20 protein-coding genes are annotated in these 21,772 nt (G+C 71.2%); 2 read left to right on the top strand and 18 right to left on the bottom strand.

The annotated features are described in order from the left end of the window. The first annotated feature begins 30 nt into the window (after positions 1-30). Positions 31-972, top strand: a complete 942-nt coding sequence (gene rarD, locus ASF37_RS09225) for an EamA family transporter RarD (RefSeq protein ID WP_082480402.1) — start codon at positions 31-33, stop codon at positions 970-972. 63 nt (positions 973-1,035) lie between these two features. Here rarD and ASF37_RS09220 read toward each other — a convergent pair whose 3' ends face one another. The 18 genes from ASF37_RS09220 to ASF37_RS09135 all read right to left on the bottom strand — a co-directional run bounded on the left by ASF37_RS09220 (position 1,036) and on the right by ASF37_RS09135 (position 20,418). Beyond that, positions 1,036-2,016, bottom strand: a complete 981-nt coding sequence (locus ASF37_RS09220; RefSeq protein WP_369797006.1) for a polyprenyl synthetase family protein — start codon at positions 2,014-2,016, stop codon at positions 1,036-1,038. A 28-nt stretch (positions 2,017-2,044) separates the two neighbouring features. Beyond that, entirely contained in the window at positions 2,045-3,661 is a 1,617-nt protein-coding gene (nuoN, locus tag ASF37_RS09215; protein ID WP_056579972.1) for an NADH-quinone oxidoreductase subunit NuoN, read from the bottom strand. Then, a complete protein-coding gene (locus ASF37_RS09210) occupies positions 3,661-5,241 on the bottom strand; it encodes an NADH-quinone oxidoreductase subunit M (RefSeq protein WP_056579970.1) in 1,581 nt (526 codons plus the stop codon). Before ASF37_RS09210 ends, nuoN begins: the two co-directional genes overlap by 1 nt. Beyond that, on the bottom strand, positions 5,238-7,130 hold the full coding sequence (nuoL, locus tag ASF37_RS09205; protein ID WP_055964066.1) for an NADH-quinone oxidoreductase subunit L: 1,893 nt from the start codon (positions 7,128-7,130) through the stop codon (positions 5,238-5,240). The genes ASF37_RS09210 and nuoL overlap by 4 nt, the downstream gene beginning before the upstream one ends. A gap of 10 nt (positions 7,131-7,140) precedes the next feature. Beyond that, the gene (nuoK, locus tag ASF37_RS09200; RefSeq protein ID WP_055966220.1) at positions 7,141-7,410 is read right to left on the bottom strand and encodes an NADH-quinone oxidoreductase subunit NuoK; all 270 of its coding nucleotides are present in this window, start codon (positions 7,408-7,410) and stop codon (positions 7,141-7,143) included. A gap of 20 nt (positions 7,411-7,430) precedes the next feature. Then, the gene (locus ASF37_RS09195; protein WP_056579968.1) at positions 7,431-8,237 is read right to left on the bottom strand and encodes an NADH-quinone oxidoreductase subunit J; all 807 of its coding nucleotides are present in this window, start codon (positions 8,235-8,237) and stop codon (positions 7,431-7,433) included. Further along, entirely contained in the window at positions 8,234-8,830 is a 597-nt protein-coding gene (gene nuoI / locus ASF37_RS09190) for an NADH-quinone oxidoreductase subunit NuoI (protein ID WP_055964060.1), read from the bottom strand. Before nuoI ends, ASF37_RS09195 begins: the two co-directional genes overlap by 4 nt. Then, positions 8,827-10,089 carry an NADH-quinone oxidoreductase subunit NuoH gene (nuoH, locus tag ASF37_RS09185; RefSeq protein ID WP_056579966.1) on the bottom strand — a complete coding sequence of 421 codons (1,263 nt, stop codon included), beginning with the start codon at positions 10,087-10,089 and terminating at the stop codon, positions 8,827-8,829. Before nuoH ends, nuoI begins: the two co-directional genes overlap by 4 nt. After that, positions 10,082-12,553 carry an NADH-quinone oxidoreductase subunit G gene (locus ASF37_RS09180; RefSeq protein ID WP_056579964.1) on the bottom strand — a complete coding sequence of 824 codons (2,472 nt, stop codon included), beginning with the start codon at positions 12,551-12,553 and terminating at the stop codon, positions 10,082-10,084. The genes nuoH and ASF37_RS09180 overlap by 8 nt, the downstream gene beginning before the upstream one ends. Further along, positions 12,550-13,860, bottom strand: a complete 1,311-nt coding sequence (gene nuoF / locus ASF37_RS09175) for an NADH-quinone oxidoreductase subunit NuoF (RefSeq protein WP_055964047.1) — start codon at positions 13,858-13,860, stop codon at positions 12,550-12,552. Before nuoF ends, ASF37_RS09180 begins: the two co-directional genes overlap by 4 nt. Beyond that, positions 13,853-14,713, bottom strand: a complete 861-nt coding sequence (gene nuoE / locus ASF37_RS09170) for an NADH-quinone oxidoreductase subunit NuoE (protein WP_082482011.1) — start codon at positions 14,711-14,713, stop codon at positions 13,853-13,855. Before nuoE ends, nuoF begins: the two co-directional genes overlap by 8 nt. Then, positions 14,710-16,059, bottom strand: coding sequence for an NADH-quinone oxidoreductase subunit D (locus ASF37_RS09165; protein ID WP_055964043.1), 1,350 nt, complete (start codon positions 16,057-16,059; stop codon positions 14,710-14,712). The genes nuoE and ASF37_RS09165 overlap by 4 nt, the downstream gene beginning before the upstream one ends. Next, positions 16,056-16,949 carry an NADH-quinone oxidoreductase subunit C gene (locus ASF37_RS09160; RefSeq protein ID WP_082506459.1) on the bottom strand — a complete coding sequence of 298 codons (894 nt, stop codon included), beginning with the start codon at positions 16,947-16,949 and terminating at the stop codon, positions 16,056-16,058. Before ASF37_RS09160 ends, ASF37_RS09165 begins: the two co-directional genes overlap by 4 nt. Further along, positions 16,949-17,503 carry an NADH-quinone oxidoreductase subunit B family protein gene (locus ASF37_RS09155; RefSeq protein WP_055964040.1) on the bottom strand — a complete coding sequence of 185 codons (555 nt, stop codon included), beginning with the start codon at positions 17,501-17,503 and terminating at the stop codon, positions 16,949-16,951. The genes ASF37_RS09160 and ASF37_RS09155 overlap by 1 nt, the downstream gene beginning before the upstream one ends. Beyond that, a complete protein-coding gene (locus ASF37_RS09150) occupies positions 17,503-17,862 on the bottom strand; it encodes an NADH-quinone oxidoreductase subunit A (protein WP_055964037.1) in 360 nt (119 codons plus the stop codon). The genes ASF37_RS09155 and ASF37_RS09150 overlap by 1 nt, the downstream gene beginning before the upstream one ends. Before the next feature lie 145 nt (positions 17,863-18,007). Further along, entirely contained in the window at positions 18,008-18,382 is a 375-nt protein-coding gene (locus tag ASF37_RS09145; protein WP_055964033.1) for a helix-turn-helix transcriptional regulator, read from the bottom strand. Positions 18,383-18,386: 4 nt separating this feature from the next. Further along, positions 18,387-19,595 (bottom strand): MFS transporter, encoded by a 1,209-nt coding sequence (locus tag ASF37_RS09140; protein WP_056579962.1) that lies wholly within the window; start codon positions 19,593-19,595, stop codon positions 18,387-18,389. Between the two features lie 130 nt (positions 19,596-19,725). Next, positions 19,726-20,418 carry a demethylmenaquinone methyltransferase gene (locus tag ASF37_RS09135; protein ID WP_055964025.1) on the bottom strand — a complete coding sequence of 231 codons (693 nt, stop codon included), beginning with the start codon at positions 20,416-20,418 and terminating at the stop codon, positions 19,726-19,728. Between the two features lie 32 nt (positions 20,419-20,450). Here ASF37_RS09135 and ASF37_RS09130 point away from each other — a divergent pair, with 32 nt between their 5' ends. Next, positions 20,451-21,731, top strand: a complete 1,281-nt coding sequence (locus tag ASF37_RS09130) for an isochorismate synthase MenF (protein ID WP_056579960.1) — start codon at positions 20,451-20,453, stop codon at positions 21,729-21,731. Positions 21,732-21,772: the final 41 nt, after the last annotated feature.

Below are 21,772 nucleotides of genomic sequence, written 5' to 3'. Positions count from 1 at the left end.
CTCGGACCGGACCGGGCCTACGCTCGGACGGTGACGCAGCAGGACACCCCCACCACCACGGCGCCTCGAGAGGGCAGCGGGCTCCCCTACGGCATCGGCGCGTACCTCTGCTGGGGACTGTTCCCGCTGTACTGGCCGCTGCTCGAGCCGGCCGGACCGCTGGAGGTGCTGGCCCACCGCATCGTGTGGTCGCTGGTCTTCGTGCTCGTGCTCATCGCCGCGACCCGACGCTGGGGACGCTTCCGCGACATCGCCCGTGACCGCACGCTCATGCTGTTCCTCGCGCTCGCGTCGGTCACGATCGCGCTCAACTGGGGCGGGTTCATCTGGGGCGTCACCAACGGGCACGTCATCGAGACGTCGCTCGGCTACTTCATCAACCCGCTGGTCACCGTGCTCCTCGGCGTGTTCGTGCTCAAGGAGACCCTGCGGCCCGCCCAGTGGGCCGCCGTCGGCATCGGGTTCGTGGCCGTGGTCGTGCTCACCGTGGACTACGGGCGCCTCCCCTGGATCGCGCTCCTGGTCGCGGGCTCGTTCGCGACCTACGGGTTCCTCAAGAAGCGGGCCTCGCTCGGGGCCTTCGAGGGGCTCGGCATGGAGACGCTCATCCTGGCGCCCGTGGCCGTGGCGTTCCTGGTCGTCCTCCAGCTGCGCGGCGACCTGACCTTCGGCCACGCGGGTGCCGCGAACGCGACGCTGCTCGTCGGGACCGGTGTGGTCACGGCCATCCCGCTGCTCATGTTCGGGGCCGCCGCCACCCGGCTGTCGCTCACCACCATCGGGCTCCTGCAGTACCTCGGACCGTTCCTGCAGTTCCTGCTCGGCCTGTTCGTCTTCGACGAGGCGATGAGCACCGCGCGCTGGATCGGCTTCGCCCTCGTGTGGTCGGCGCTCGTGATCTTCACGATCGACGCGATCGGCAACCGGCGCCGCATCCTGCGCCAAACCGCCACCAACGCCGAGGCCTGCTGACCTACCCGTCCGCTCCCGGGGCCGCGTCCTGACGCGGGCTGGGGGCGCGGACGGGGCGAGGCGTCAGGCCAGACGCGTGGCGAGGGAGTCGCAGAGCGCCTCGAGGGCGCGGCGGGCCGGCACGTCGGGCAGGTCGGCCAGCAGGGCTCGGGCGGCGTCGGCCTCGGCCTGCACGTGCGCCCGCGCCTCGGCCATGGCCGGGTGCACCCGCAGCGCGGCGAGCACCTCCTCGACGACGGCGTCGTCCTCGATCGGGCCGGCGAGGAGCTCGCGCAGCTCGGCGTCGGCCGGGTCGGTGCCGCGCAGGGCGAGCAGCGTGGGCAGCGTCGGGACGCCCTCTCGCAGGTCGGTGCCGGGCGTCTTGCCCGAGTCGTCGCTCTCGCTGGCGATGTCGAGCACGTCGTCGCTCAGCTGGAACGCCACGCCGATGCGCTCGCCGAACTCCGTGAGCGCGGCCTCGACCTGCTCGCCCGCGCCCGCCGCCCGCGCACCGAAGCGCGCCGACGTGGCGATCAGCGAACCGGTCTTGTCGGCCACGACGTCGAGGTAGTGCTGCAGCGCGTCCTCACCCTCGGACGGACCGATGGTCTCGCGGATCTGCCCCCGGACGAGCCGCGAGAAGGTCTCGGCCTGGATGCGCACGGCCTCGGTGCCCAGCGTCGAGACGAGCTCGGAGGCCTGCGCGAAGAGGTAGTCGCCCACGAGGATCGCCAGCGAGTTGCCCCAGCGGTCGTTGGCGCTCGGCGCCCCCCGCCTCAACGGGGCCTCGTCCATCACGTCGTCGTGGTACAGCGTGGCCAGGTGGGTGAGCTCCACGACGACGGCCGACGGCACGACGTCGGGGTGGTCGGGATCGCCCAGCTGCGCGGCGAGCACCACGAGCAGCGGCCGGAACCGCTTGCCCCCGGCGTTCACGAGGTGGGCGGCGGCCTCGGCCACGAACGGGTCGGGGCTGTCGACGGCCTCGGCGAGGCGACGCTCGACGGCCTCCACCCCGAGGCGCACGCGCTCCTCGAGGGTCGGGTCGTCGAACGAGACTCCCAGCGACACGTCTGCTCCTGGTCCGGTGGGCTCAGCGCACGAACGTGCCCGCGTGCTGAGCGAGATCGAGCACCGGCCCTGGAAGGATGCCCATGGCCACCGTGCCCACAGCGGCTGCTGCGATGACCACCGTAGTCAAGAGGCTCGGCAGCGCGACCGTCGGCCCGTCGCCGACGGGGTCGGTGAAGAACATCAGCACGATGACGCGCACGTAGAAGTAGGCCGCCACGGCGCTGGTCAGCACGCCGGCGACCACCAGGGCGCCGTACCCGCCCGACCATGCGGCACTGAACACGCTCCACTTGCCGATGAAGCCGCCGGTGAGCGGGATCCCGGCGAACGACAGCATGAACAGCGCGAACGACCCGGCCAGGAACGGCGACTCCTTGCCCAGCCCGGCCCACCGCGACAGGTGCGTGGCCTCGCCTCCGGCGTCGCGCACCACCGTGACCACGGCGAACGCCCCGATGGAGGCCACGCCGTAGACACCGAGGTAGAAGAGGATGCCCGAGACCGAGGTGATCCGGTCGGTGTCGGCCACGTAGGCGCCGGCCAGCCCCACCATGAGGAACCCGGCGTGCGCCACCGACGAGTAGGCGAGCATGCGCTTGACGTCGGTCTGCGCGATGGCGATGAGCGAGCCGACGACCATCGTCAGCAGGGCGATGACCCACAGGGTCGGACGCCAGTCCCACGAGGCTCCGCCGAAGGCCACGAACAGCACGCGCATGAACGCGATGAACGCCGCGGCCTTCGTGCCGGCCGCCATGAACGCGGTGACCGGGGTGGGGGCGCCCTGGTAGACGTCGGGGGTCCACTGGTGGAAGGGCACCGCGCCGACCTTGAACAGCATGCCGACGCTGATCAGCGCGACGGCCGCGAGCAGCAGGTGCTCACCGCCCGTGCGCGACGTGACCGCGGTGTCGATCTCCGAGAGCCGGAAGCTGCCGGAGTACCCGTACGCCAGGGCGACGCCGTAGAGGAAGAACACCGACGAGAACGCACCGAGCAGGAAGTACTTGAGCGCGGCCTCCTGGCTGAGCAGGCGCCGACGTCGCGCCAGCCCGCACAGCAGGTACAGCGGGAGGCTCATGACCTCCAGCGCCACGAACATGGTGATGAGGTCGTTGCTGGTGGCGAACAGCATCATGCCCGTCAGCGCGAACAGGGCCAGCGGGAAGGTCTCGGTGTGCTCGAGGCGCATCGTCGTGGCCTCGGCCTCGCCGGCCGAGCCGGGAGGATCGACCGCCCGGCCGGTGAAGGCGCTGAGCCCACCGTCGAGGCGACGCTCGGCGAACAGGGCCACGCTGAGCAGGGCGAACAGCAGCAGCAGGGCCCACGTGAAGACGCCGGGCCCGTCCACGGCGAGGGCGCCCTCGGTCACGACCGAGCCGCGCGCCGTGACATCGCCCTCGATGCGGTCGAGGGACAGGTAGACCCGCACCGTGTCAGCGAACGCGGCCACGATGCCGACGGCGGCGAGCAGCGCCTGTGCGGCGAATCGCGTGCGGCGGGGCCAGAAGGTCTCCACGAGCACGGCCACCATGGCCACGCCGCCCACGACCAGCAAGGGGGAGACGAGCGACCACTCGACGGTGGGCGCGGCGATGTCGGGTCGGTCGGCGACCAGTGGCAGCAGCGTCGACATCAGTGACCACCCTCCGTCTCGTGCGAGTCACGGGTCGGGACGTAGGCCCCCGACTCGCTCAGACCGTCCAGGCTGGCCGGGGTCCGCGGCGCGGGGTCGCCGACGCCGACCTGGCTCACGACCTCGGTCACCGCGGGGTTGATGACGTTGAGCAGCGGCTGCGGGTAGAAGCCCAGCCCGACGATCAGGACGATCGCCGGCGTCAGGGCGGCCACCTCGCGCGGCACGAGGTCGCGCACGGCCTCGGCCCCCGGCTGCAGCGGTCCGGTCATCGTCCGCTGGTACATGATCAGGATGTAGAGCGCCGCGAGCACGATGCCCAGCGTCGCGAGCACCGCGGCGGGCACCGACCGGGTGAACGTGCCGGCCAGCACCATGAACTCGCTGACGAACGGCGCGAGGCCGGGCAGCGACAGGCTCGACAGGCCCGCGACCAGCAGGATCCCCGCGAGCACGGGCGCGATCTTCTGGACCCCGCCGAAGTCGCGGATGCTCGCCGACCCGCGGCGCGAGATCATCATGCCGGTCACGAGGAACAGCGCGGCCGTCGAGAGCCCGTGGTTGAACATGTAGAGCGTCGAGCCCGCGGTGGCCGTGTGGGTGAAGGTGAAGATGCCCAGGATGATGAAGCCGAAGTGCGAGACCGACGTGAACGCCACGAGCCGACGGATGTCGTCCTGTCCGATCGCGCACAGCGCCCCGTAGAGGATGCTGATGACCGCGAGGGTGATGACCACGGGGCTGGCCCACTCCGAGGCGCCGGGGAAGATCTCCAGGCACCAGCGCAGCATGCCGAACGTGCCGACCTTGTCGATCACGCTGACCATGAGCACCGACGTGCCCGGCGTGGCCGTGCCGGCGGCGTCGGGCAGCCAGGTGTGGAACGGGAAGAGCGGCGCCTTGATCGCGAACGCGGCCATGAAGCCGATGAACAGCAGCCGCTCCGTCGTGGTGCTCATCTCCAGCCCCGAGAGGTCGGAGAGCAGGTACGTGGGATCGCCGGCGCGGGCCGTGACGACGTACAGGCCCACGATCGAGGCGAGCATGAGCAGGCCGCCGACCAGGTTGTAGATGAGGAACTTGACCGCCGCGTAGGTGCGCCCCGCCCCACCGTAGGAGCCGATGAGGAAGTAGATCGGGATCAGCGTCGCCTCGAACAGGACGTAGAACAAGAAGGCGTCGGTGGCGCAGAAGACACCGATCGCGAGACCTTCCAGCACGAGCATCCACGCGAGGTAGGAGTTCACGCTGCGGCTTGAAGGGATGCGGTCGTCCCAGGCGGCGAGCAGCACGATGGGCACGAGCACCGTGGTGAGCAGCACGAGCGTGAGGCCGATGCCGTTGACGCCCAGCGAGTAGTGCGCCCCCAGGGGACCGATCCAGTCGTGCAGCTCGGTCAGCTGGTAGCCACCGGCCTGCACGTCGTAGCGGGCCATCATCGCGAGCGAGAGCACGAGCGTCAGCACGCTGAACGCGAGCGCCACGATCTTCACCGAGCGCGCGCTCGCCGCGGAGCGCGGCATGAGCGAGATGGCCAGGGCACCCACGAGCGGGGTGGCGGCGAGGACGGACAGGATCATGCGAGGGTCACCGCCAGGAGAGCGAGCACCACGACGAGCGAGCCGACGAGGATGCTGAGGGCGTAGCTGCGCACGTAGCCGGTCTGGGGCTTGCGCAGGAACTGCGAGGTGTCGCCGAGTCGGTCGGCGAGGCCGGTGACCAGTCCGTCGACGAGCTTGGCGTCGAGGTACACGAGCACCCGGGTGAGGTGGCTCGTGGGCCGGACGACGAGCACGTCGTTGACGGTGTTGCCGTAGAGCTCGTGGCGGCCCGCGCGGGTGAAGGCGGAGACGTCGCCGTCGGACGGCGCCACCTGCGTGATGGGGCCGCGTCCGAACGAGCCCCGCGTGTAGGTGAGCCAGGCCAGGGCGACGCCGACCGCGACGACGAGCGTCACGATGATCGACATGCCCCACGCCGGCACCGCCAGCTCGTGGTGCTCGGTGGGTCCGACGACCGGCTCGAGCCAGTGCTCGATCCAGCCGCCGAGGAGCAGCACGCCGCCGAGCACCGACAGGGCGGCCAGCACCATGAGCGGCACCGTCATGACGCGCGGCGACTCGTGCGGGTGCACGTCGTCGAGCCAGCGCTTCGGCGAGGTGAAGGTCATGACCATGAGCCGGGTCATGTAGAACGCCGTGACCCCGGCACCGAGCAGCGCCGCGAGGCCCACCCAGAACGAGTGCCCGAACGCCGCCTCGATGATCTTGTCCTTGGAGAAGAAGCCGGAGAACCCGGGGAACCCGATGATGGCGAGGTAGCCCAGGCCGAACGTCGCGAAGGTGATGGGCATGGCTCGCTGGAGCGCGCCGTAGTGCCGCATGTCGACGTCGTCGTCCATGCCGTGCATCACCGAGCCGGCCCCGAGGAACATGTTGGCCTTGAAGAAGCCGTGGGTGATGAGGTGGAAGATCGCGAAGGCGTAGCCCGCCGGGCCGAGTCCGGCGGCCAGCATCATGTAGCCGATCTGGCTCATGGTCGAGCCGGCCAGCGCCTTCTTGATGTCGTCCTTCGCGCAGCCGATCCATGCACCGGCCAGGAGCGTGACGAGGCCGACGACCACGACCGCCGTCTGCGCCGTGGGCGCCGCGTCGTACACCCCGTTGCTGCGGACCACCAGGTAGACGCCGGCGGTGACCATCGTGGCGGCGTGGATGAGGGCCGAGACGGGCGTCGGGCCCTCCATGGCGTCGAGCAGCCAGGCCTGCAGGGGCACCTGGGCGGACTTGCCGCACGCGCCGAGGAGCAGGAGGAGGCCGAGCGCGGTCGCGACCGACTCGCTCGCCGAGCCGACCGCACCGTTGACCGCCTGGATCGACGACGTGCCGAACTGCGCGAACATCAGCATGATCGCGAGCGCCATGCCGAGGTCGCCCACGCGGTTGAGCACGAAGGCCTTCTTGGCCGCGGCGGCCGCCGACGGCTTGTGCTGCCAGAACCCGATGAGCAGGTACGAGGCCAGGCCCACGCCCTCCCAGCCCAGGAACAGCACCAGGTAGTCGTCCGCGAGCACGAGCGTGAGCATCGCCGCGATGAAGATGTTGAGGAACGCGAAGAACCGACGGCGCCGCTCGTCGTGCTCCATGTAGCCGATCGAGTAGACGTGGATCAGCGTGCCCACGCCGGTGATCAGCAGCACGAACAGCGCCGACAGCGGGTCGAACCGGTAGGCCATCTCGACGTTGAACGGACCGGCCGAGATCCAGGTGAACAGCGAGTCGGCGACCGAGCGGTCGTCCTCGGGTCGACCGAGGAGCTGGACGAAGGCCACCAGCCCGATGACGAACGAGGCCGCGGAGGCCGCCGTGCCGACGAGGTGGCCGACGCGGTCGCCCTCCTTGCCCCACACGAGCAGGCCGAGGCCGCTGACCAGCGGCACCACGACGAGCAGCCAGACGAGATCGAGCACGCCTACCCCTTCAGAGCTTCAGGAGGCTCGCCTCGTCGACCGAGGTCGTACGACGCGTGCTGTAGATGGACACGATGATGGCGAGGCCGATGACGACCTCCGCCGCGGCCACGACCATGACGAAGAACGCCGCGATCTGGCCGTCGAGGTTGCCGTGCTGACGGGCGAAGGTGACCAGGGCGAGGTTGGTCGCGTTCAGCATGAGCTCGATGCACATGAAGACGACGATCGCGTTGCGGCGCACCAGGACGCCGACCGCACCGATGGTGAACAGGATCATCGACAGCGTCAGGTACTCGTTCACGACTCGTCCTCCCGACCCGCGGCCCCGGAGCCCCGCCGGCGCTCTCCGTCGTCCTCGTCCTCGTCACGGAGCTGGTCGGTGACGGCGTGGATGTCGTCGTCGAAGCCGTCACGCAGCTGGCCGCGCGCGACGATGCTCGGTGAGACCGAGTCGTCGGCGGGGGTGCCGTCGGGCAGCGGGGCCGGGGTGTCGACCGCGTTGTGGCGGGCGAAGACGCCCGGCGTCGGCGGGTTTCCCGGGTGGCGACCGGTGGCGGCGTACTCGGCCATCCGGTCCCGGGCGATGTCGCCCTGGCTGCGCCGGGGCGACAGGGCCTCGCGGTGCGCGAGCACCATGGCGCCCAGCACCGCGGTGACCAGCAGCGCGGCGGTGAACTGCATCGCCACGACGTAGGGGCTGAACATCAGCTCCGCGAGCCCGAACACGTTGCCGTTCTCGTTGGCCGATCCGAGACCGGTGACCGGGCCGAGGGCCGTCTGGCCGACGGCCGTGACGAGCACGAGGCCGAACCCGAGACCGGCGACCGACGCGGCGAGCCGCTGGCCCTTGATGGTCTCGGTCAGCGACTCCGAGGAGTCCACGCCCACGAGCATCAGCACGAACAGGAAGAGCATCATGATCGCGCCGGTGTAGACGATGATCTGCACGGCGAACAGGAACGGGGCGCCCTGCGCGGCGTACAGCACGGCCAGCCCGATCATGACGACCGCGACGCTGAGCGCCGCGTGCACCGCCTTGCGCGCGAAGACCAGCCCGAGGGCGGCCACCACCACGATCGGCGCGATGATCCAGAACGCGGTCACTCGCCCGGCTCCTCGTCCGTGGTGGCGCCACCGCTGGTGACGCCGACGATCGGGAGGGTCTTGCCCGCGTAGTAGTCGTGGTGGTCGTCGCTGATCAGCATCCCGTGCGGCGGCTCGACCATGCCCGGAAGCAGGGGTGCCAGCAGGTCGGACTTCTCGTAGATGAGGTCCTCGCGGTTGTTGTCGGCCAGCTCGTACTCGTTGGTCATCGTCAGGGCCCGCGTGGGGCACGCCTCGATGCACAGGCCGCACAGGATGCAACGCAGGTAGTTGATCTGATAGACGCGGCCGTACCGCTCCCCCGGGCTGAAGCGCTCGTCGTCGGTCGTGCCGTTGGAGGCACCCTCGACGTAGATCGCGTCGGCCGGGCACGCCCAGGCGCACAGCTCGCAGCCCACGCACTTCTCGAGCCCGTCGGGCCAGCGGTTCAGCTGGTGCCGGCCGTGGAAGCGGGGCGCCGTCGGCACCTTCTCGAAGGGGTACTGCTGCGTGACGGGCTTCTTGAACATCGTGCGGAACGTGACGCCGAACCCGGCGATCGGGTCCCACAGCGTCTCCTTCAGGCTGCCTCCGCCGTTCGACTGCTGACTCATCGTCGGACGCCCTCCTTCCGGTTCCAGGACTGCTCGGGCATGGGCGGGGTCGGGTACCCCGCAGCGGGGCCCTCGCCGTCGGGCGCGGTCGCGCCGTCGGCTCCACTGGTCGGCACGGTTTCGGGCTTCTTCCGCTCGGGGATGAACAGGCTGACGAGCAGCACCACGGCGGCGACCCCGGCCGCGACGAACAGCGTCTGGCGGTCGAAGGTGCCGTCGGTCATTCCCTTGCGGACGATGATCACGGCCACGATCCAGGCCAGCGAGATGGGGATGAGCACCTTCCAGCCGAACGCCATGAACTGGTCGTAGCGCATGCGGGGCAGGGTGCCGCGCAGCCAGATGAACAGGAAGATGAAGCCCAGCGTCTTGCCGAGGAACCACAGCACCGGCCAGTAGCCCTCGTTGAGCATGCCGTCGTTGATCTGGCCGAGGCCGAACGGGGCGCGCCAACCGCCGAGGAACAGCGTGGTGGCCAGCGCCGAGACGGTGACCATGTTGATGTACTCGGCCAGGAAGAACAGCGCGAACTTCAGCGACGAGTACTCGGTGTGGAACCCGCCGACCAGCTCGCCCTCGGCCTCCGGCAGGTCGAACGGCGCACGGTTCGTCTCGCCGACCATGGCGATGATGTAGATGATGAACGACGGCAGCAGCGGCACGAAGAACCACAGGTCCTCCTGGGCGGCCACGATCTCGCTCGTCGACATCGACCCGGCGTAGATGAACACCGTGACGAAGCTCAGCCCCATCGCGACCTCGTAGGAGATCACCTGGGCGCTCGAGCGAAGACCGCCGAGCAGGGAGTAGGTGGAGCCCGAGGACCAGCCGGCCAGGACGATGCCGTAGACGCCGATCGACGTGACCGCCAGGACGTACAGCACGGCGACGGGCATGTCGGTCAGCTGCAGCGGGGTGACGGTGTCGGTGAAGGGGATCCGCACCTCGGGACCGAACGGGATGACCGCCCAGGCCAGGAAGGCCGGGATCGTGGCGAGGATCGGCGCGAGCACGTAGACGACCTTGTCGGCCGCCTTGACGACGATGTCCTCCTTGAGCGCGAGCTTGACGCCGTCGGCGAGGCTCTGCAGCAGGCCGAACGGGCCGTGCACGTTGGGGCCGACGCGGTGCTGCATGCGGGCCACGACGCGACGCTCGAACCAGATGTTGAACAGCGTGTAGACCACGAGGATCACGAAGACCAGCAGCGCCTTGAGCGCCACCACCCACAGCGGCTCGTTGCCGAACAGCTCACTCATGAGCGGCACCTCCGGCGCTCAGGCGGACGACCGATCCGTGGTCGGCACCGAGGGCACCGCGCAGGTGGACGCCGTTGTTGCCGGGTGCCCACACGACGCCGTCGGGCAGGTCGGCGACCTGGGTCGGGAAGTCAGCGCTGCCGAGGTCGGTCGCGATCGTGGCGACGCCGCCCGGCTCGACGCCGGCCGCGGCGAGGGTCGCGACCGATGCCTTGAGCACGGCCGGTCGCGCGGTGGCGCGGTAGCGCTCCTGGCCGTCCTGCAGCCGGCCGTCGTCGACCAGCTGGCGCCACGTGGCCAGCAGGACCTCGCCGGACCCGGGTGCCGACGGTTCGGGAGCAGCCAGGTCGGGGTCGGCGACGCCGGACCCGTCCCACGGCCCCAGCTCCCGCATGCTGCGCATGGCGCCGGCCGTGGTGCGGAAGCCGAGCGGTGCGCCGAGCTCCTCGGCGATGCCGGCGAGCACCCGCACGTCGGTGAGGGAGCCGGGCACCTGGAGCACCGTGTCGAACGGACGCAGCCGTCCTTCCCAGGTGACGAAGGTGCCGGACTTCTCCACCGGCGGGGCCACCGGCAGCACCACGTGCGCGGCACGGGTGACCTCGCTCTCGCGGACCTCCAGGCTGACGACGAAGTCGGCGGCGGCCAGGGCGGCACGTGCGGCCGCCGGGTCGGGCAGGTCGTCGATCTCGACGCCGCCCACGACGAGGGCGCGCAGCTGGCCCTTGGCGACGGCCTGCAGGATGCCGCTCGTGTCGCGTCCGGCCTTGGCCGGCACGGAGCGGATGCCCCAGGCCGCGGCGAGGTCGGCGCGCGCCTCGGCGTCACCCACTGGGCGTCCTCCCGGCAGCAGGCTGGGCAGGCACCCGGTCTCGACGGCGCCACGGTCCCCCGCACGACGCGGCACCCACGCGAGGCGGGCTCCCGAGCGCTCGGCCAGACGCACGGCGGCGCTGAAGGAGCCGGGCGCACTGGCGAGACGGTCACCGAGCAGGACGATCGCCCGGGCGTCGAGGCCCAGCTCGTCCGCGGCGATCGCGTCGGTGCCCAGTCCGTCCAGCACCGAGGCCTCCTCGCCGGGTCGGGCGGTGAGCAGCTCACCGCCGCACTTGGCGAGGCCACGGGTGGTGTGCGAGCCCACCGCGACGACGCGGACGCCGTGCTTGGAGGCCTTGCGCAGGCGCAGGAAGAGCGTGCCCGCCTCGTCCTCGGGCTCGAGCCCGACGAGCAGGACGGTCGAGGCCGACTCGAGGTCGCGCGTGACGACGTCGCGTCGGGCCGCCACCCGCGCAGCGAGGAACGCCGACTCCTCGAGGGAGTGCGGTCGGGTGCGGAAGTCGATGTCGTTGGTGCGCAGGGCAGCACGGGCGAAGACGCTGTAGGCGTAGGCGTCCTCGGCGGTCAGGCGACCTCCGGGCAGCACGCCGACCTTGCCGGCGGCCTCGCGCAGACCGGCCGCGGCCGCGGCCAGCGCACCCGGCCACGACGCCGCCACCAGCTCGCCGGAGTCCGGGTCGCGCACGAGCGGCGTCCGCAGCCGGTCCTGCTGACGGCTCCACGCGAACGCGAAGCGGTCCTTGTCGGTGATCCACTCCTCGTTGACCTCGGGGTCGTCACCGGCCAGGCGGCGCATGACCGCGCCGCGACGGTGGTCGACGCGGATCGCGGCGCCACAGGCGTCGTGCTCACCGACGGACGGTGTCGAGACGAGGTCGAAGGGGCGCGACCGGAACCGGTAGTCGGCACTCGTGAGGGCGCCGACCGGGCAGATCTGGATGGTGTTGCCGGAGAAGTAGGAGTGGAACGGCTGCTCGCCGCCCTCCCGGCGGTCACCGAAGGCCGCCTCGTCGGTGGCCGGTCCGATCCCGACCTGCTGACGGGCCCCACGCTCTACGAGCGCGATGAACGGGTCGCCCGCGATCTGCTCGGAGAAACGGGTGCAGCGGGCGCACAGCACGCAGCGCTCGCGGTCGAGCAGCACCTGCTCGGAGACCGCCAGCGGCTTGGGGAACGTCCGCTTGGTCTCGGCGAACCGGCTCTCGCCGCGGCCATGGCTCATGGCCTGGTTCTGCAGCGGGCACTCCCCGCCCTTGTCGCACACCGGGCAGTCGAGCGGGTGGTTGACGAGCAGCAGCTCCATCGTGCCGTGCTGGGCCTTCTCGGCGACGGGCGACGTGACCTGCGTCCTGACGACCATCCCGGGGGCCACCTCGAGGGTGCACGACGCCTGCGGCTTGGGGAACCCACGACCGTTGCCGGCGTCGGGGACCTCCACGAGGCACTGGCGGCACGCCCCCACGGGCTCGAGCAGCGGGTGGTCGCAGAAGCGCGGGATCTCGGTGCCCACCAGCTCGGCGGCGCGGATGACGAGCGTCCCCTTGGGCACGCTCACCTCGACGTCGTCGATGGTGCACGTGACGAGGTCGACGGGGGTCTGCGTCTCGCGGGAGGCCTCGAGGGTCATGCGGTCACCTCGCTCGGGAACAGGGTCGACGCCGCAGGCGGGAACAGCTCGGCCGACGGCGTGTGCAGGCCGGCCTCGAACTCGCTGCGGAAGTGCTGGACGGCTGACGTGATGGGGCTCGTGGCGCCGTCGCCCAGCGCACAGAAGGACCGTCCGAGGATGTTGTCGCACAGGTCGAGCAGCAGCTCGATGTCGCCCTCGCGGCCCTCGCCCGCGTCGAGACGCTGCAGCACCTGCACGAGCCACCACGTGCCCTCGCGGCACGGCGTGCACTTGCCGCACGACTCGTGCTTGTAGAACTCGGTCCAGCGCAGCACGCAGCGCACCACCGACGTGGTCTGGTCGAAGACCTGCAGCGCCTTGGTGCCGAGCATGGACCCCGCTGCGCCGACGCCCTCGTAGTCGAGGGGGACGTCGAGGTGCTCGGCGGTGAGGATCGGGGTGGAGGAGCCACCGGGGGTCCAGAACTTCAGCTCCGAGCCGTCCCGCAGGCCGCCGCCGAGCTCGAGCAGCTGGCGCAGGGTGATGCCGAGCGGCGCCTCGTACTGACCGGGACGCTTCACGTGGCCCGACAGCGAGTAGAGCGTGAAGCCCTTGGACTTCTCGGTGCCCATGGAGCCGAACCAGTCGATGCCACCGCGCACGATGGCCGGCACCGAGGCGATCGACTCGACGTTGTTGATGACCGTGGGGCTGGCGTACAGACCCTCCACGGCGGGGAACGGCGGGCGCAGCCGGGGCTGGCCGCGGCGGCCCTCCAGCGAGTCGAGCAGCGCCGTCTCCTCGCCGCAGATGTAGGCGCCCGCGCCGGCGTGGATGACCAGGTCGACCCGCCGGCCGGAACCCAGCACGTCGGCCCCGAGGTAGCCGGCCTCGTAGGCCTCGCGGCACGCGGCCCGGAGCCGGCGCACGACGTGCAGCACCTCGCCGCGCACGTAGATGAAGGCCTGCTCCGCCCGGATCGCCAGGCTCGCGATGATGACGCCCTCGATCAGCTCGTGGGGGTTGGCCATCATGAGCGGGATGTCCTTGCAGGTGCCCGGCTCGGACTCGTCGGCGTTGACCACGAGGTACTTGGGGTTCGGGTTGTCCTGCGGGATGAAGCTCCACTTCATGCCCGTCGGGAAGCCGGCGCCTCCACGGCCGCGCAGGCCCGCGTCCTTGACCAGGGTGACGATCTCGTCGGGCGCCATGTCGAGCGCCGAGCGCAGGGCCGCGTAGCCGTCGCGCTCCTCGTAGGCCGCGCGGGTCCAGGACCGCTCGTCGGCCCAGTTCCGGCTCAGCACCGGCGTCAGCACGTCAGTCATCGGACTCCCCGCTCTCCTTTGAGCCGCCACCCTCGACATCGGCGTCGGACTCCTCCGCCACGGTCTCGTCCTCGGCCCGACTGGTGTCGGCCTCCGCCTCGGCCCTGTCCTTCTCCGCCCGCGACCCGGAACCCCCGCCGGCGGCCTCGGACTCGGCCGCCGCGCTCGTCGAGCCGCCGTCGGTCGTGTCGAGCGGCGGGGCGGACCAACCACGCTCGTTCGCGATCTCCAGACCCACCAGCGACGCGGCTCCCGCGGACGGACCCTCGTCGACCCGGCCGTCCTCGAAGCCGGCGAGCACCCGCTCGGCCTCGCGCCAGCTGGTGATCGTGGCCCCGCGGCTGGAGGTGACCTGCTCGCCGGCACGCAGCCGGTCGACCAGCTCCACGGCCGACTCCGGCGTCTGGTTGTCCATGAACTCCCAGTTGACGGTCAGCACCGGCGCGTAGTCGCAGGCCGCGTTGCACTCGATGTGCTCGAGCGTGACCGTGCCGTCGGCGGTGGTCTCGTCGTTGCCGACGTCGAGGTGCTCCTTGAGCCGCTCGAAGATCAGGTCGCCGCCCATGACCGCGCACAGCGTGTTGGTGCACACGCCCACGTGGTGCTCGCCCATCGTCCGACGCTTGTACATCGTGTAGAAGGTCGCGACGCCCGAGACCTCGGCCGCCGAGAGGCCGAGCAGCTCGGCGCAGAGCTCGATGCCCTCGGCCGTGACGCTGCCCTGCACGGACTGCACGAGGTGCAGCATCGGCAGCAGCGCGGAGCGCGCCTGCGGGTACCGCCCCATGAGCTCGCGCAGCTCATCGACCGTGCTCTCGTCGATCGCCGGCGTGGACGACTGCAGCTCACTCACCTGTCGACACCTCCCATGACCGGGTCGATGCTGGCGATGGCCACGATGACGTCGGAGATCATCCCGCCCTCGCTCATGATCGACGTGCCCTGCAGGTTGATGAAGCTGGGATCGCGGAAGTGCGCGCGGTACGGGCGGGTGCCGCCGTCGGACACGACGTGGCAGCCGATCTCGCCGCGCGGCGCCTCGATGGCCGCGTAGGCCTGGCCGGGCGGGACCCGGAAGCCCTCGGTGACGATCTTGAAGTGGTGGATGAGCGCTTCCATCGACTCGCCCATGATGTGCCGGATGTGCTCGGCGGAGTTGCCCTGGCCGTCGGAACCGACGCTGAGCTTGGCCGGCCACGCGATCTTCGGGTCGTCGACCATGACCGGCGCTCCCTCGAGGGTCGCCAGACGGTCGATGGCCTGCTCGACGATGCGCATGGACTGCCACATCTCCTCCAGGCGCACCCGGAAGCGGCCGTAGGCGTCGGGCTCGTCCCAGGTGACGACGTCGAAGTCGTACGTGTCGTAGCCCCAGTACGGCTGCTTGCGGCGCAGGTCCCAGTCGTAGCCCGTGGCGCGCAGGGGCGGGCCGGTGAGACCGAGCGCGAGGCAGCCGTCGAGCTCGAGGTGGCCGACACCCTTGAGGCGCCCCTTGAAGATCGGGTTGGCGTTGCAGAGGGCGGCGTACTCGGGCAGGCGCTTCTTGAGCACCGCCACGGTGTCGCGAAGCTGCTGCAGGCCCCCGGCCGGCAGGTCCTGGGCCACGCCGCCGGGGCGGAAGTACGCGTGGTTCATGCGCAGCCCGGTGATCGCCTCGAACAGGTCGAGGATCAGCTCACGGTCGCGGAACCCGCAGGTCATGACCGTCAGCGCGCCGATCTCCATGCCGCCCGTGGCGATGCACACGAGGTGGGAGCTGATGCGGTTCAGCTCGAGCATGAGGACACGGATGACCTGGGCCTTCTCGGGGACGTCGTCCTCGATCCCGAGCAGCCGTTCGGTCGCGGCGACGTAGGCGGCCTCGTTGCTGAAGGGGGCCACGTAGTCCATGCGGGTGCAGAAGGTCACGCCCTGCGTCCAGGTGCGGAACTCCATGTTCTTCTCGATGCCGGTGTGCAGGTAGCCGATGCCGGGGCGGGCGTCCTTCACGGTCTCGCCGTCGATCTCGAGGATCAGGCGCAGCACGCCGTGCGTCGACGGGTGCTGCGGGCCCATGTTGACGACGATGCGGTCACCGTCGACGGCCGAGGCGTCGATGGTGTCCCAGTCCTGGCCGGTGACCGTGAAGACCGGTCCCGACGGCGTCTCGCTGGTGCCGGCGTACGCGTCGTGAGTGCCGGTCTCGTGGGTGCTCGTCACGAGTAGCTCCTGCGCTGGTCGGGGCTCGGGATCGTGCCGCCCTTGTACTCGACCGGGATGCCGCCCAACGGATAGTCCTTGCGCTGGGGGTGGCCCTGCCAGTCGTCGGGCATGAGGATGCGGGTGAGGGCGGGGTGGCCGTCGAACTCGATGCCGAACATGTCCCAGGCCTCGCGCTCCTGCCAGTCGGCCGTCGGGTAGGTGGCCACGACGCTGGGCACGTGCGGGTCGGCGTCGGGGCAGGTGACCTCGAGCCGGATGCGGCGGTTGTGGGTCATCGACAGCAGGTGGTAGACGACGTGCAGCTCGCGGCCGGTCTCGTGCGGGAAGTGCACGGCCGAGAGGCTGCTGCAGAACTCGAAGCGCAGGGCCGGGTCGTCGCGCAGGTGGCGGGCGGTGTCGGCGAGGGCCTCGCGGCGGACGAAGAAGGTGATCTCGCCGCGGTCGACGACGACCTTCTCGATCGCGCCGGTGTCCTCGGTGAGGGTGGCGAGCCGGCCGTGGACGTCGTCCCACCAGCTGGTCCCCCCGGCACCGAAGGGTGGCTGCGAGGGGGCGGGCATGGCCACGGGACGGGTCATGCCGCCGTAGCCGCTCGTGTCGCCCGTGCCGTGCACGCCGAACATGCCCTCGCGGACGTCGACGACCTCGAGGGTCTCGGCGTCGCTGGGGACCACGCTGGTGTCGGCGCTCGCGGCCCCGTCGTCAGTGGCCTCGGCGTCCGCGGCCCCGGCCTCAGCAGCCCCGGACCGAGCAGCCTTGGGGTCGCGGGAGCGGTCCTGCGTGTCGGTGTGGGCGTCGACCGTCTCGGTCTTGTCGCCCACCGCGGGCTTCGTCGCCGTGTCGGCGGCCTTCTTCCTCGCGGGCTTCTTCTTCTTCTCGTCCGCCATCAGCGCATCAGGCCCTTCATGGCCGACGTGGGCGTGGCCGACAGCGCGACCTGCTCGTCGGCCTTGATCTCGGCGAGGCGGTTGGCGCCGAGCTTGGTGTGCTGGATCTGGTCGTGCAGCTTGAGGATCGCGTCGATCAGCATCTCGGGTCGCGGCGGGCAGCCGGGCAGGTACATGTCGACGGGGACGACGTGGTCGACGCCCTGGACGATCGCGTAGTTGTTGAACATGCCGCCGGAGCTGGCGCACACACCCATGGCGAGCACGTACTTGGGCTCGGCCATCTGGTCGTAGATCTGGCGCAGGACAGGGGCCATCTTGTTGCTCACGCGGCCGGCGACGATCATCAGGTCGGCCTGGCGCGGGCTGGGGCGGAAGACCTCCATGCCGAAGCGCGAGGAGTCGAACCGGGGCGCGCCGAACGTCATCATCTCGATCGCGCAGCACGCCAGCCCGAAGGTGGCGGGCCAGAACGACGCCTTGCGCATGTAGCCGGCGAGGCCCTCCACCGTCGAGAGCAGGACGCCGCTGGGCAGCTTCTCCTCGAGACCCATCAGGTCCACTCCATTCCGCCGCGCCGCCACTCGTAGGCGTACGCGATCGTGACGTTGACGAGGAACAGCAGGATCGCGAAGACCGCGAACCAGCTCATCTGGTCGAAGGCGACCGCGAAGGGGTAGAGGAAGACGATCTCGATGTCGAAGACGATGAACATCATCGCGGTGAAGAAGTACTTGATGCTCACCTTGCCGCCGCCCTCGGGCAGCGGGCTCGGCTCGATGCCGGACTCGTAGCGATCGAGCTTGGCGCGGTTGTACCGCTTGGGCCCGGTGAACGGGGCGATGCCCACGCTGAACACGGCGAACCCTGCCGCGAGCGCACCCAGGACGAGAACGGGTGTGTACTCGTTCACCGCCACCTCCAGCGAGATCGACGCAACCTGACGTAGAGCGAGATCGTGACCTTGTGAATCACTTCACAACGTGACCTGCGCCTCACTCTACGCCCGGCTCGGACCGCCTGTAACTGAGGTCACACTAACCTCGCCCCGCACGCCGTCAGCGGTGGTGCGGCTCGCCCGTCACCACGTGGTCCGCATGGCCGATGGCCTCGAGCAGGAGCCGCCGCAGATGGCCGCCGACGAGCGTGTACCGCACCCGTCGGCCCTCGCGGTGCGCCTCCACGAGGCCGGCCAGCCGCAGCTTCGCCAGGTGCTGGCTGACCGAGGTCCGGCTCGCGTCCACGGTGTCGGCGAGCGTGGAGACGTCGGCGTCCTGACGGGCGAGCACCCACAGCAGGTGCAGCCGGGTGCGGTCGGAGAGGAGCCCGAAGACCTCGGACGCCTCCGCCAGGCGCTCCGGCGTCGGCTCGACGTCGTGGCGCAGGCTCGGCTCGGCCCGCACCGTCCTCGCGTCCGCACCGGTGTCGCTCACCCGGTCATTGTGTCGCAGGCACGGGCTCCTCCGACCCGGCGCGCCGCGGCGTCAGAACGACGACCGCCGCCACGAGGGCAACCCCGCCGAGCGCCACGAGCGCGAGGGCCGGGGAGACCTGCACGCCGACGAGCCCCGCCAGCGGGTACGTGAGGAGGTAGCAGGCGTGCGACCACGCGAAGTGGCCGGCGAACAGCACCGAGAGGGTCCGCCCTTCGGCCTGGGCGCGCAGCACCTGACCCGACGGAGTCAGCACGAGCGACGACCCCAGGCCCAGCAGCGCCCACAGGACCACCAGCCCTGCAGTGCTGCCGACCGCCCCACCGGCCAGCAGCGTGACGGCGACGACGACCGCGCCGAGCCGCATCGTCGACCACGGGTCGCCCCGACCCGGCAGCCAGCCGGCGCGCGAGACGAGCAGCGCCCCGACGACCGACCCGGCGCCGAACACGGCCAGCACGACCCCCACCCCTGCCTCCGCGCCGCCGACGTCGTCCACGAGCGTCGGCGTGAGCACCAGCGCCGCGGCGTACGCACACGCAGCCACGAGGTCGAGCAGGAGGAGCCGGCGCAGGGCCGAACGCCGGAGGAACTCCACGAACCCGCCGCCCACGCGGTCGTCGTCCCGCACCGGCGGGGCGGCACCAGGCGGACGCGCCAGGAGCACGGCGACCGCGGAGCCGACGAAGCCCGCCCCGGCGAGCACGAAGAGCGCGCGGGCGTCGACGACGAGCAGCGCGAGTGCCGCGAGGGACGGACTCACCACGGCCTCCGCGTCGTAGGCCACGCGCGACAGCGACAGCGCCTGGCGGTAATCGCCCTCGTCGCCGAGTACCCGAGGCAGCAGTGCCTGGTAGGCGGGCGTGAAGCCCGCCGAGGAGGCTTGGAGGACCAGCACGAGCAGGTAGACCTGCCAGGTGGCGTCGACCAGAGGCAGCGCCAGTGCCACCGCCACCCGCACGACGTCGGCTCCGACGAGCACCCGTAGCGGTGCCCAGCCCGCGGTCACGCGTGCGATCCACGGCGACAGGACGACGTACGCGGCGATCTTCACGGTCAGCGCCGTCGCCAGCACCCCCGCCGCCCGCGGTCCGGCGAGGTCGGCGGCGAGCAGCGCGAGGGCGACCGTGAGGACGCCGGTCCCCAGGAGACCGCTCAGCTGCGCGGCGAAGAGCCGGGCGTAGGTCGGGTGACGGCGGAGCGTGGTGAGCACGTGACCATCATGTGCGCATGCGCGCACATGTGCAACGGAGAAGGTGCGTCCACCAGCACGGCCCCGACGTTCGGCTCGCGCAGGTTCGCCCCCGCGGACGTGCCGACGCCCTAGGGCCTCCCCCGCCCGGTCAGGGACGGACGGAGTGGTGCAGCGCGACGATCCCGCCGGAGAGGTTGTGCCACTCCACGCGGCCCCAGCCCGCCTCGACCATGCGCAGCGCCAGACCCTTCTGGTCGGGCCAGGCGCGGATGGACTCCGCGAGGTAGACGTACGACTCCGGGTTCGACGACGTGCGGCGCGCGATGCTCGGCAGCGCCCGCATGAGGTAGTTGGAGTAGAGCGCGTCGAACGGCTCCCACGTGGGCGTGCTGAACTCGCACACGACGATCCGTCCGCCGGGGCGGGTCACGCGCAGCAGCTCGGTGAGCCCCTGCACCGGGTCGTGGATGTTGCGCAGCCCGAAGGAGATCGTGACGGCGTCGAACGAGGCGTCCGCGAACGGGAGCCGCATCCCGTCGCCCGCGACGAACGGCAGGTGCGGGAAGCGACGACGGCCCTCCTGGAGCATGCCGAGGGAGAAGTCGCACGGGACCACGGTGGCGCCGGCCTCGCGGAACGGCTCGCTCGACGTGCCGGTGCCCGCGGCCAGGTCGAGGATGCGCTCGCCGGGCTGCGGATCGACCAGCTCGACGACCCGACGGCGCCAGCGTCGGTCCTGTCCCATCGACAGCACGTCGTTGGTCAGGTCGTAGCGACGCGCGACGGTGTCGAACATGCGCGCGACGTCGCGGGGCTCCTTGTCCAGGCCTGCTCGGGTCACCTCCTTACCTTCCCACGAGTAGCCTGGATCGGGTGACGAGCCCTCCGACGCCAGCCGTCGACACCGCCTCAGCAGCGAGCCCCCTGCCGAGGCCGCTCGTGGCCCGCACCGTGGAGGTCGACGACCCGGGCCCCCTCCTGGCCCTGCTGGGCCGCGAAGTCGACGCCGTCGCCTGGGTGCACCACGGTGACGGGCTCGTCGGCTGGGGTCGTGCCGCCGCGTTCTCGACGGACGGCCCCGGCCGCTTCGAGCGCGCGCACCGCTGGTGGCGCGAGGTCACCCGGCACAGCGTCGTGCGCGACGAGGTCGAGGTGCCCGGGAGCGGCCTGGTGGCCTTCGGCAGCTTCGCCTTCGCCGACGACGGCCGCGGCAGCAGCCTCGTCGTCCCCGAGGTCCTGGTGGGCCGACGCGACGGTCGCAGCTGGGTGACGGTCGTCGGCACCTCCATCAGGACCGCGCCCGAGCTCGTCCCTGCCGAGGCTCCCGTGCACCCGACCGGCATCGAGCTGGTCGACGGGCCCGTCGACAGCGACGCCTGGCAGGACGTCGTCGCCGAGGCGGTGCGTCGCATCGCCGCCGGGCAGCTCGACAAGGTGGTGCTCGCCCGCGACCTCGTGGCCGAGCTGGACGAGCCGCTCGACGTCCGCGCCCCCCTGCGTCGCCTCGCCCGCGACTACCCCGGCTGCTGGACGTTCCACGTCGACGGCTTCTTCGGCTCCACGCCGGAGATGCTGGTGCGCCTGGAGCGCGGGCTGGTCACGTCGCGCGTGCTGGCCGGCACGATCCGGCGGACCGGCGACGACACCCGCGACCTCGCGCTCGCCGCGTCCCTCGCCCGGTCCAGCAAGGACCTCGAGGAGCACGAGTACGCGGTGCGCTCGGTGGCCGAGGCGCTCGCCCCGCACTGCCGCAGCACCAACGTCCCCGACGCCCCGTTCGTGCTGCACCTGCCCAACGTCATGCACCTCGCGACCGACGTGACCGCCGTGCTGCGCGGCGACGCCAGCGCCCTGACGCTCGCGGCCGCCCTGCACCCATCGGCGGCCGTCGGCGGCACCCCCACCGACGCCGCCGTGGCCCTGATCGCCGAGATCGAGGGACTCGACCGCGGCCGCTACGCCGGGCCGGTCGGCTGGATCGGGGCCGAGGGCGACGGCGAGTGGGGCATCGGGCTGCGCTCGGCCCAGCTGGAGGCCGACGGCCACCGCGTTCGCCTCTTCGCCGGCTGCGGCATCGTCGCGGACTCCGTCCCCGCCGACGAGCTGGCCGAGAGCCAGGCCAAGCTCGTGCCCGTGCGCGACGCCCTCGCCTGACGCCGACCGACCAGTCCCCACGTTTCGGACACTTCCGGGGC

Source organism: Aeromicrobium sp. Leaf289 (assembly GCF_001423335.1).
Taxonomy (GTDB): domain Bacteria; phylum Actinomycetota; class Actinomycetes; order Propionibacteriales; family Nocardioidaceae; genus Aeromicrobium.
Note: the sequence above shows the minus strand (reverse complement) of the source record. Positions and strands in the feature narration are given on the sequence as shown.